The 12,221-nt window shown below is 33.6% G+C and carries 9 protein-coding genes and 2 tRNA genes; 10 read left to right on the top strand and 1 reads right to left on the bottom strand.

Annotated features, from left to right (window positions below):
- The first annotated feature begins 210 nt into the window (after positions 1-210).
- Positions 211-2,079 carry a SpaA isopeptide-forming pilin-related protein gene (locus PUD86_01330; GenBank protein ID MDD6775926.1) on the top strand — a complete coding sequence of 623 codons (1,869 nt, stop codon included), beginning with the start codon at positions 211-213 and terminating at the stop codon, positions 2,077-2,079.
- Here the strand turns inward: PUD86_01330 and PUD86_01325 are convergent.
- Positions 2,076-3,290: an MnmC family methyltransferase gene (locus tag PUD86_01325; GenBank protein ID MDD6775925.1), complete on the bottom strand. Its 1,215-nt coding sequence runs from the start codon at positions 3,288-3,290 to the stop codon at positions 2,076-2,078. The two genes, PUD86_01330 and PUD86_01325, sit on opposite strands and share 4 nt — an antisense overlap.
- A 186-nt stretch (positions 3,291-3,476) precedes the next feature.
- On the opposite strand from PUD86_01325, the gene tgtA reads away from it, so the two are divergent.
- The 9 genes from tgtA to PUD86_01280 all read left to right on the top strand — a co-directional run bounded on the left by tgtA (position 3,477) and on the right by PUD86_01280 (position 12,126).
- A complete protein-coding gene (tgtA, locus tag PUD86_01320) occupies positions 3,477-5,450 on the top strand; it encodes a tRNA guanosine(15) transglycosylase TgtA (GenBank protein MDD6775924.1) in 1,974 nt (657 codons plus the stop codon).
- A gap of 4 nt (positions 5,451-5,454) precedes the next feature.
- Positions 5,455-6,120: a class I SAM-dependent methyltransferase gene (locus PUD86_01315; GenBank protein MDD6775923.1), complete on the top strand. Its 666-nt coding sequence runs from the start codon at positions 5,455-5,457 to the stop codon at positions 6,118-6,120.
- Between the two features lie 11 nt (positions 6,121-6,131).
- Positions 6,132-7,562, top strand: coding sequence for a flippase (locus PUD86_01310; GenBank protein ID MDD6775922.1), 1,431 nt, complete (start codon positions 6,132-6,134; stop codon positions 7,560-7,562).
- A 49-nt stretch (positions 7,563-7,611) separates the two neighbouring features.
- Positions 7,612-7,685: transfer RNA gene (locus PUD86_01305), tRNA-Gly, on the top strand.
- 8 nt (positions 7,686-7,693) lie between these two features.
- Positions 7,694-7,767: transfer RNA gene (locus PUD86_01300), tRNA-Gly, on the top strand.
- 150 nt (positions 7,768-7,917) lie between these two features.
- A complete protein-coding gene (locus PUD86_01295; protein ID MDD6775921.1) occupies positions 7,918-8,955 on the top strand; it encodes a hydroxymethylglutaryl-CoA synthase in 1,038 nt (345 codons plus the stop codon).
- Positions 8,956-8,968: 13 nt separating this feature from the next.
- On the top strand, positions 8,969-10,126 hold the full coding sequence (locus PUD86_01290) for a thiolase domain-containing protein (GenBank protein ID MDD6775920.1): 1,158 nt from the start codon (positions 8,969-8,971) through the stop codon (positions 10,124-10,126).
- A gap of 26 nt (positions 10,127-10,152) precedes the next feature.
- On the top strand, positions 10,153-11,001 hold the full coding sequence (locus PUD86_01285; GenBank protein MDD6775919.1) for a DUF1848 domain-containing protein: 849 nt from the start codon (positions 10,153-10,155) through the stop codon (positions 10,999-11,001).
- A 186-nt stretch (positions 11,002-11,187) separates the two neighbouring features.
- Entirely contained in the window at positions 11,188-12,126 is a 939-nt protein-coding gene (locus tag PUD86_01280; GenBank protein ID MDD6775918.1) for a DUF1848 domain-containing protein, read from the top strand.
- Positions 12,127-12,221 lie beyond the last annotated feature (95 nt).

Raw genomic sequence — 12,221 nt, 5'->3', positions numbered from 1 at the left:
AAATATTTTATCTACAATTTTTTATTTTGATGTTTTTGATTTATGTCTAATTTTGCCTTTTATTGCTTATTTGTTTTAATTAATTCTTTTTATTACTATTATAACTTATTTATTTATTTATTTTTCAAATTTAGGCTTATTTGTGCTTTTTTAGAAAAACAAAAGGTTTTTATAAGAAAATAAGGATAAATATTCATTGGAGTGAACATTATGTTTAATAAAAAAATTAGTGTAATTTTATTAACACTAGTTTTCATGTTATCAGTTTCTGCAGTTTGTGCTGTAGATTCAAATTCTACTGATGAGATATTAACTAGTGAGGAAGTGGAACCTCCATCGATGGTTTTACAAAATTCCACAAATGATGAAATTACTCAACAAGAAGACAACTATGTTTTAAGTTCTGAGGGTGTGGAAATGTATCATAAAGATAAAGTTTATTTCACAGCATCCTTGACTAACAATGGTGTTCCTGTAGCTAATGAAAAACTCATTTTCACTATTTTAGGTAAAAACTACACTAAAGTGACTAATGAGTTAGGTCAGGCTTCATTGCTTATAGGATTAAATCCTGGAAACTATGTTGGTTATGTTTCATACGGAAATTTGACCGATGTAAATTCAATTGTTGTAAAACCTCTTGTATCTGCAAGTGATGTTACTACAACATACAAGCATGTGGGAACATACACTGCTAAATTCATAGACTCTAGCGGTAAACCTTTAGCTAATAAGTATGTCAAATTTATAATTTGTGGCAAAACTTATTCTAAAAAAACAAATTCACAGGGTGTAGCTACTTTAAGTATTAATTTAGGTGTTGGATCCTATGTTATACAGGCTGTTCATCCTAACGGATACAAACATAAAAATAAGGTTACTGTTAAGTCTTCAATTACTGCAAGTAACATAGTAAAACACTATAAAAGTTCAAAAGTATTTTCCGCAAAATTCTACGGTAAAAACGGTAAAGTATTAGCATACAAAACCATTAAATTTTACTCAAAAGGAACATACTTCTATGTAAAAACCAATTCAAAAGGTGTTGCTACCATTAAGATTATTTCTCCACCTGGGAAATACTCTATGATGTCTATCAACACTGATACTGGTGAGAAAAAAACAAATACTTTCGAAGTATTACCTACTTTGGAAGCAAAATCAATGTCTGTGTTTAGTGGAGTAACCTCCAAGTTTAAAGTAACTTTATACAAAGGCGAAGAATTAGCTCAAAATGCTAACATGTATGTTTATGTTAATGGAGTTAAGAAAACTGCTAAAACAGATGCAAACGGTGTTGCAACTGTCAGTTTCAAATTAAACAAAGGAACATACTACTTTAAATCAGTTGATCCATACACTGGATATACTTTAAGCACTAAAGTTGTTGTAAAATTAGCATCTATCAAGGCTGATGATTTAACTACCAAAGAAGGTAGAAAGGAATCATTTAAAGCTACTCTTTTAAAACAGGACGGTAAAGTCGCTGCTGATACTGAAATGCAAATTACAATTAATGGTGTAGAACACATTGTTAAAACCGATGCAAACGGTGTTGCAAGTGTTAGTGTTGCTAACCTTACACAGGGTGAATATAAAGTTGTCTGTAAGGATTTAAGCACTGGTTATACATTAACTAAAAAAATAACCATAATGGAGCCGTCTGCTGGAAAAGCTTACGATAAATTCGGTGTTTCTGAAGATGGAAAAACTCTTCTTGTAATTGGAAGATCATCTGCAGCTGGTGAAACTTCAAAATACGGATATTACTTCTATAAAGTTGAATTGGTAAGAACCTGTTCATACTGTGGAAGTCACGAACTTTACTGGAGTATATTCTGGGCTAAAGACGAATACACTGATTATGGACAGTTCCCAGAAACCCCTTCAAGTAGTGCTCATGGTGAAGGTGGTAGCTGTGAAGGTTTAATTATCTGTACCAACTGTGACTCTGACTGGTCTGTATTTGGACACAATCATGGTGGTATTGGTGGAGATTTAACCATGCTCAGTGAACCTGTTCGTACAACTAAAGACATGGCTTATTTACTTAAAAGTGGAAATTATATAGATGATTAATTTCCATCTTTAACTTTTTTTAATCTTTTTTTCATATCTAAAATTCTTGTAGTAGAATTATTTTTACTATCCTGGTTTTCGCTATATTCATTTTCACATTCAATAATGTAAAATGCCTCTTTTGAGGTTGTTGAAGAAATATTCATTTTAGCAAGGTTTCTCTCAACACGTCTTTTTAGTTTTTCATCATCCTCCATTGCATCTCCTAAAAATATAGGAGTTTTAACTGCAGAAGATATTTTGGTGTTGTGACGTGCATCTTGTCTTTCAGTTGCTCTGTTATCCAAGATAAAATCGCTAGAATTATTTAAACCAGGGTCTCTAAATGGAATTCCAACATCAGAAAGAGCTATTCTAATCTCATCGTTTTTAGGAAGTGAATAGTCAAGCATTTCAGGATTTGGACTTGCAAGAGTTCCACCCTGTTTTCTTCCAAATATTGGTCCAAGACCTATGTAAAAGCCAGCTTCAATAAAAGCAGCTCTAACCGGTGCAGATGAAGTGTAAGTTGCAATAATACCATTGTCTTTAATGATTCTTCTAAATTCCTTGAAAAATTCAAGTGAAAATAGCTCCGGTGCCATATTCTGACTAAATGGATCTAAAAATATTGCATCGTAGGTGTTATCTTCAAGATTTTGAACAGTTTGTCTTGCATCTTCAATAAACACGTTAATGTCAATGTTTTCGGGAATTTCACATTCTTCAAGGCTTAATGATGCATAATTTTGTTTAACAAGTTCATCTTCAATAGCTTTTTTGGTAATGTCGTGTTCTGGTATTGGGGATGGTACTAAAATTCCACATGCAAAGGTTGCTTTTGAAATTTCAACCATATCTACTTTTAAATTTGAATCAGTACTGTTTTTAATAAAATCAGCTATTGCAGCAGAGGAATTGTATCCAAGTCCTGCACAAATATCCAAAATTGCAATGTCTTTTGAGTAGTCAAACTTCATTGGCTTTATAAATTTCTCAAATGACTCACTTATTGCACCTGTAGATGTATGTAATGTTTCAACTTTATTGTTTATTTCTTTTGAATTAATAGAATAAGATCCATCGTCTGTTAAAACAAAGAAATCGTTGTAAGTATCAAAAAAATTAACTCTACTTTCTTTATTTTGACTACTTCTTTCCTGTTGGAAACATTCGTTTACCAAATCAAAAATATCATCATTAATTATTCTAGCATTATTTTCATAACTCATTTTTATCTAAACTTAATTTTTGGCATTTCTTTTTAATAAGATTAATGTAGCTTATAATATATGAGCAAGATTTATATAATTTCTAATTAAAAATTTTACATAAGATAAATTAATTGCTCTTGGAGCATGATTTAGAAAGTTAAAAATTATTCTTATTTAATTAAAATTAAAAATAAAGGTTTTACAATGTTTGAAATAAAAGCAAAAGATAATATGGCTCGTGTTGGAGTTTTAAAAACTAAACATGGTAATGTAAAGACTCCTGCATTAATGCCGGTTATTCACCCACGTAAACAGGCAATAGATGTTGCTAAATATGGTGCAGATATCGTTATTACCAATGCTTATTTGATTTACAAGGATGAAGAACTAAAACAAAAAGCAATCGATGAAGGATTACATAAACTCATTAACTTCGATGGTCCAATCATGACTGATTCCGGTTCATTCCAGTTATCTGTTTATGGGGATGTTGAAATAACAAACAAGGAAGTATTGGAATTCCAGGAATTAATCAAAACCGATATAGGAACAAGCCTTGATATTCCAACCGCTCCGTTTGTAGACAGAGAAAAGGCTGAAAGTGATTTGGAAATTACACTTGAACGTGCAAAAGAAGCAGTTGAATTTAAAAAAGAAAACAACATTGAAATGCTTTTAAATTCAGTAGTTCAAGGATCCACTTTTACAGACTTAAGACAGGAATGTGCACGTGAACTTTCAAAACTTGGCGCTGATTTATATCCTATCGGTGCAGTTGTTCCTTTAATGGAATCATACCACTACAAAGACCTTGTTGATGTTGTAATGAACTCAATGAAGGAATTATCCGACAGCGTACCACGCCACTTAATGGGTGCAGGCCATCCAATGATTTTTGCTTTATGTGTTGCAATGGGCTGTGATTTATTCGACTCAGCAGCTTACATTCTTTATGCAGAAGATGACAGATTCTTAACAACAAGAGGAACCTACAAACTTGAAAACTTACATGAAATGCCATGTTCATGTGAAGTATGTACCAAATACACTCCTGACGACTTAAGAGCAATGCCTAAAAAACAAAGAAGAGATTTAATTGCTCAACATAACTTGCATGTATCATTTGCAGAATTAAGACGTATCAGACAGGCAATTTACGAAGGAAGTTTAATGGAACTTGTAGAAGAACGCTGCCGTGCTCACCCTGCACTTTTAGATGCAGTAAGACAGCTCGGAATGTATGCTGAAGACTTGGAAAAATACGATCCAAGAAGTAAAAAATCAGCATTTTTCTACACCGGACCAGAATCCTTGGGAAGACCTGAAGTATTAAGGCACGTTCAAAAATTAATTGCAATGCCTAAAAAAAGAGATTTGGTCATTCTTCCACCATCAAGAAAACCATACTCCAAATTTATCTCAGGAAAACTTGGAGATTTCTACAGCTATGGTGACCAGCATGAAATTGATTTGGACGATGCAGATTTCATGGTTTTAGACATTCCATTCGGTTTAATACCACTTGAAGTTGACGAGGTTTATCCATTAAGTCAAAGTGCAGCTCCAAAGATACGTGATGTAGATGCAATTGAATTTTTACAGGAATTTGTTGATGATTTCTCAGGATACTACGAACAGGTCTTAATCCACTCAAGAGTATTAAAAGACCTTGAAATCGAAGAAGATGACAATCTCGTAGAAGCAGAAATCAGATACACAAAAGATGATGTTAAAAAGATAAAAGCAATTGCTGATTATCAGTTTGGTATCGGTGCTGGTGAAGCATTATTTACTGGTAATATCAAAATCGAAAAAAGTAAAAAAACCGGAAAAATCAGACACATCTATGATGGTAAAACCTTAATTGTCAATATGAGAGCATCTGATTCCTTTTTGGTATTATCAAAAGAAGGTGCAAGAAGACTTCACGCTACAATGCCTGGTTTAAAAAACAGAGTTGTAGTAAACAAAGACTCAGAACCATTTGCACTTGACGGAAAAAGTGTATTTTGTAAATTCGTCGTTGACTGTGATGATGATATAAGATCAAACGATGAAGTATTGATTGTAAACGAAGAAGATAAGTTACTTGCATACGGAAAAGCATTACTTGGTGCTTGTGAAATCAAAGAATTAAAAACAGGCCAAGCTATTAAAACACGTAAAGGAATGAAGTGAGATTATGACAGATAATAAAGTTAACACTGGACATAATATGGAAGATAATGAACTTATTAAAAACGCAAGAAAACCTGTTGGTGAATTAGGCCACCAAATCCTTGACAGAATGAACAAATCCCACGAATCCATGGCACAGTGGGGAGTAAGTCATTTTGAAATAAAAGAAAATGACAAAATCCTTGATATCGGCTGTGGTGGTGGAAAAAACATTGAAAGATTTGTAAAACAAATTTCAGCTGAAGGTAAAGTCGTAGGACTTGATTATTCTGAAGTAAGTGTTGAAAAATCCACCAAATTAAATCAGGAATTTATTGACGAAGGACTTGTTGAAGTTATTCAGGGTTCTGTTTCACAAATGCCATTTGAAGATGATACATTTGATATTGTAACCGGTTTTGAAACCATTTACTTCTGGCCTGACTTTATAAACGACCTTAAAGAAGTAAACAGAGTTCTTAAAAAAGACGGATTAGTATTTTTCTGTAATGAAGCAGTATATCATGAAGGCAAAATGGAAAAATACGATGATTTGGTAGAACTTTTAGATATGAAAATATATTCTGAAGACGTTTTGGAAGAATCATTGAAAAAATCCGGATTTAAAGACTTCAAAGCTCATTTTAACGAAGAAAACGACTGGATTTGTATAACTGCAAGAAAAAATTAAGGGTAATATAAATGGCTAATAAGGTAAAGACAGTATTTGCTAATATGAGTTGGTTAATGGTTTCTCAGCTATTAACCAGTGTATTGGCTTTTGTTTGGACTATTTTAACTGCAAGATATCTAGGGCCGTCAGATTATGGTATCTTTGGTACTGCAGTTTCACTTTCAACATTATTCGGTGTATTTGCAACATTTGGTATCAGTACCTATATTGTCAGATCCATCTCGACTGATTTTGAAAATGAGGATAAATATGTAAACAATACGCTGTCTTTAAAAATATTTTTAGCTATTATCTACTTTACATTAATTTTTATTACAACTGTACTTCTCGGATGGAAGCGTTATGTAATTGGAATTTGTCTTTTGTTTGCTCTAGAGTACTTTATCAAAACAATTGACGATATCTTCTTTGCATCCTTCCAAGCTCACGAGAAAATGAAATATCAGGCTATTACAAACATAGTCTTTAATGTATTGACCTTTGTATTTATTGTACTTGTTGTACTTACCGACTGGGGATTACTTGGAATTACCTTTGCATATATCTTTGCTAATTTAGCTGGAATGTTTTATGCATACTATGCAATGAGAAAGCATATTATGAAGCCAAAGCTTACATTTGACTTCCAATTCTACAAAAAATTGATAAAAGCAGGTATTCCATTTGCACTAACCGGTATATTCTACATTATTTACTATTCAATTGATGTAGTTATGATTACTCAGTTTTCATCAACCTATGCTACCGGTTTGTATAACTCAGCATACAAGCTAATTAATGTTTTAAATCTTTTCTATTCAATATATACTGCAGCAGTTTTCCCTGTTATGAGTAAACTCTTTGTTGGAGAAAAAGATTTATTAAACATGAGTTTTATAAAGTCAATGAAATATTTGACACTTGTAACTCTTCCAATAGCTGTATTTACCACATTTTACGGCTATGACTTGATTGCAATTTACGGATCAGAATTTATGGAAGCAGGTGGAGTTTTACAGATATTAATCTGGACCGTATGTTTCCTTTTTATAAATGGTGCATGTTCATTAATACTAAATGCTTCGCACAAGGAATACTCAGTTACAAAAATCTATTCAATAGCTGCAGTGTTCAATGTTTGTTTAAATTTCATATTGATTCCTAAATATTCTGTTCATGGTGCAGCATTTGCAACAGTGTTAAGTGAAATTCTAATATTGATTTTGGAAATGTATATGGTTAAGAAAATCGGCCAGCTTCCGGATAAGCACTTTGTATTTGATATATTAAAGATTATATTTGCTTCATGTGTACTTGCAGGAGTATTATATGTGCTTAATTTGAATTTATGGGTTGCTATGGTTGTTTCAGTTGTAGTGTACTTTAGTGTAATCTTATTAATCAGGACAGTTGATTCTGAAGATAAAATGATTATTAATCAAATTATTGGGAAAAAATAGTAAAGTATATATACCATTAAAACATAAGTAATAGTGTTGACTGTCATATGCGGTGTTAGTCCAGCCTGGTTAAGACTCTAGCCTGCCACGTTAGAGACCCGGGTTCAAATCCCGGACGCCGCATTTTTTATGCAGTTGTGGTATAGTCTGGTTATTACTTGGGCCTTCCAAGCCTACAACCCGGGTTCGAATCCCGGCAACTGCACCTTTTAATGAAAATTACTTTTTTTTATAGATTCTTATTTTGTTTAAATTTATTACATTTTTAGTTAATTTTATATAATAATAATGATAAAATATGTATGATTAAATTAATTTACTAATTTCTTTAATATTATTATTTTAAGGTGATTTTATGGTAGGAATAGTAGGATATGGGGCACATGTTCCCTCATATAGAATTAAAGTAGAAGAAATTGCTAAAGTATGGGGAGATGACCCTGTTGCTTTATCAAGAGGATTAGTCGTTAACGAAAAATCTGTACCTTCTCCTGATGAAGATACTGCAACCATTGCAGTAACCGCTGCTAGATATGCTCTTGCAAGAGCTCAAATTGATCCAAAAGATATTGGTGCTGTTTACGTGGGTTCTGAATCCCATCCGTATGCAGTAAAACCAACTGCTTCCATTGTTGCTGAAGCAGTTTGCGCAACACCAAAATTAACTGCTGCAGATTTAGAATTTGCATGTAAAGCAGGTACTGCTGGTATTCAAATGTCCATGGGTCTTGTAGACTCCGGTATGGTTGAATACGCTTTAGCTATTGGTGCTGATACATCACAAGGTGCTCCTGGAGATGCTTTAGAATACACTGCATCTGCTGGTGGTGCTGCTTACATTATCGGTGAGAAAAATACCTTAGCTGATATTGAACATACCTGCAGTTACACCACTGATACTCCTGACTTCTACAGAAGAGAAGGTGAAGACTACCCATCTCACGGTGGACGTTTCACAGGAGAACCAGCTTACTTCAAGCATGTATTAGGTGCTGCAAAAATGTTATTTGAAGAAACTGACTCAAAACCTGAAGATTATGATTATGCTTGTTTCCACCAGCCTAACGGTAAATTCTACTTAAGAGCAGGTAAACAATTAGGATTCACAACCGAGCAAATCCAACAAGGATTACTCACTCCTAATATTGGAAACACATACTCCGGAGCAGTTCCATTAGCATTATCCAACATTTTAGATGTTGCTGAACCTGGAGACAAAATATTTGTTGTTTCATACGGTTCAGGTGCAGGAAGTGACGGTTTCACACTTACTGTTAAAGATGAAATTGAACAAAGAAGAGACTTAGCTCCAAAAACTGAAGATATTATCAGCAATAAAACCTATGTTGATTATGCAGTATATGCTAAATATAAAGGTAAAATTAAAATGTAAGGGGGCTTAAAATATGAGAGATGTTGCTATTATTGGAGTTTCACAAACAAAATTCGGTGAATTATGGGATTCATCATTCAGAGATTTAATTGCTGAAGCAGGAGTAAAAGCTTTAGTTGACGCTGATATTGACGGTGCAGACATTGAAGCAATGTTTGTTGGAAACATGTCCTCCGGACTTTTCGTAGAACAAGAACACATTGCAGCTCTTATTTCAGATCACGTTGGTCTTAACCCAATTCCAACTACCAGAGTTGAAGCAGCTTGTGCATCCGGTGGTTTAGCACTTAGACAAGGTATTATGGCAGTTGCATCCGGTTATCATGATGTTGTAATTTCTGCAGGTGTAGAAAAAATGACTGATGTAGTTGACGCTACCCCAGCTATTGCTACAGCATCCGATAAAGAATGGGAAGCACAACAAGGAGCTACTTTCCCATCCTTATACGCAATGATTGCTAAAAGACACATGTACGAATACGGAACCACTCGTGAACAATTAGCACAATTTTCCGTAGTAAACCACAAAAACGCAGCTAAAAACCCAAATGCACAATTCCCATTTGAAATTAACGTTGATAAAGTATTAAACGCAACTATGGTAGCTGACCCATTAACCTTATTTGACTGTTCTCCAGTTTCTGACGGAGCAGCAGCAGTAGTAATGGTTCCAGCTGAAGATGCTAAAAAATACACTGACACTCCAGTCTACATTAAAGCTTCCGCACAGGCTTCCGGAACAATGACTTTACACGACAGAAAAGATTTAACCACAATCGAATCTACCAAAGTCGCATCTAGAAAAGCTTACGAAATGGCAGGAGTAACTCAAAAAGACATAGACTTAACTGAAGTTCACGATTGTTTCTCAATCAACGGACTTTTAGCAGTAGAAGACTTAGGATTTGCTGAAAAAGGTAAAGGTGGAATTGCTATTGAAGAAGGACAAACAGAAATTGATGGTGATTTCCCAATCAACACTTCTGGTGGTCTTAAAGCACGTGGACACCCATTAGGTGCAACCGGTATTGCTCAAGCTGCTGAAGTCGTATGGCAACTTAGAGGGGAAGCGGGTAAACGTCAAGTAGACGGTGCAGAAATCGGTATGACCCACAACATTGGAGGTACCGGTGGTACTGCAGCAGTACACATTTTCGGAAGAGATTTATAAAATCTCTTAACTTTTTTTTCTTTTTTATGTTAATTAATACTGGTTCAAGAACCGATATTCCCGCTTTTTTTAGTAAATGGTTTTTAAACAGAATTGAAGAAGGATCAGTTTGTACTAAAAACCCATATAATGATGATATTTACAGATATTCACTTGATTCTAAAATAATCGACTGTCTTTGCTTTTGTACAAAAAATCCAAAACCATTACTTGACAATATTGAACAGCTTGATAAATACTCACAGTTCTGGTTTGTAACAATAACACCTTATGGAAGAGATATTGAAGTAAATGTTCCAAGTTTTAAAAAAGTAATAAAATCATTTAAAGAATTGTCCAGTTATTTGGGTGAGGGTAAAGTATCCTGGAGATATGATCCGATTTTTATTTCAGATAAATATGATTTGGATTTTCATGTGGAAATGTTTGCCAGGATGGCCAGTGAACTTGAAGGATATACAAAAGACTGCACAATAAGCTTTATTGACTTATATCAAAAGGTTTTAAGAAATTTTCCTGAAGTTCGTGAAGTTACACGTGATGAAATGCTTTTTATTGGTGAGGAATTTTCAAAAATAGCTGCTGAATATGACATTCAGATGAAAACCTGTGTTGAGGGAACACTTCTTGATAAATTCGGATTTGACTCAAGCGGATGTATGACACAAAAAGTGCTTGAGAGAGCTATTGGAAATAATTTAAAAATCCCTAAAGGAAAATACACAATTCGTGAATGTAATTGTTTATTTGGAAGGGATATTGGAGCATATAACACATGTCTTCACGGATGTAAATATTGTTATGCAAATAGTATAGAAATTATCTACTACTTTTCTCTCACTACAGATAATAGTATTATTTTCTTCTGTAATTAAAGTTTTGCAATTTCGTTCAAAAAGCTAAAATTTAACGGATATTCAGACAATAAATAGGAATAGCTATTGCTATTCAGAAATAATCATGTTGTCTTGAACAAAATTTATTTGTAAGAACTGACTCCATAAGTCTGGCCAAAACACAAATAAAAAATGTGATAATCACCAAAAATAGTAAGTGATAAAATGATAATAAATGTTGGCGGAAGAACAGACATAGTGAACTACTACACTCCATGGCTACTGAACAGGCTTAGTGAAGGATATGCATATTCAAGAAATCCCTTTGCAAGAGAGAATGTGTATAAGTTAAGTTTAAGGCCTGAAGATGTGGAGTGCTTGCTGTTTTGCTCCAAAAACTACCAACCTATACTGGAACATATAGGAGGTATTGATGAAAAATACAATATTCTGTGCAACTACACGATTACTGCATACGGCAAGGATATAGAACCTAAAGTTCCAACAATAAATCAATCTATTAAAACGTTGGAAAGACTATCTGATATTGTCGGTAGGAATAAGATTCTCTGGAGATATGACCCTATACTGCTTACTGAAAAATATACAGTTGAAAAACATCTGGAAACTTTTGAGTATATGGCTGAAGCTATTGCCTCTTTGGTTTACAGATGCATATTCAGCTTTGTGGACATGTACAAAAAAGTTGAAGAGAATATGCCTGAAATAATTCCACTCACTGATGATGATAAAGTGAGGCTATTGAAAGGGATTGGTGAGATATCCGAGAAGTATAATCTTTATACGCAAACCTGTGCAACAAATGAAAGCTATGAAAAATATGGTATACATGCTGCAGGTTGCACAACTCGTGAAATATTGGAACAGGCACATGGTGTGGTCTATAAAAATGTTAAAGCTAGTGGAATTAGAGAAAACTGTCATTGTATTCCTTCAAGAGATATTGGAGCATATAATTCCTGTTTAAGTGAGTGTAAATATTGCTACGCAAATCGAAAACCTGATATTCCTAAGAATGTTATTAAGTTGCATGATGAGAAATCACCATTATTGCTTGGACACCTAAAAGAAAGTGATAATCTAATTGATACTGAAGTAATAAGATATATTGAGCCAAAACAAACAACGTTATTTGATTTTTAAATTGATTTTATGTAAGATTGTTTTAATTCTATTCCACACTAATTATAACCTTATTAACTAAAACACTCATTTTCATCAATAAACATAAAATCCCC

This window comes from Methanobacteriaceae archaeon (assembly GCA_029219465.1).
GTDB lineage: Archaea > Methanobacteriota > Methanobacteria > Methanobacteriales > Methanobacteriaceae > Methanocatella.
The sequence above is the reverse complement of the archived record's forward strand: the minus strand, read 5'-3'. Positions and strand labels throughout refer to the sequence as shown.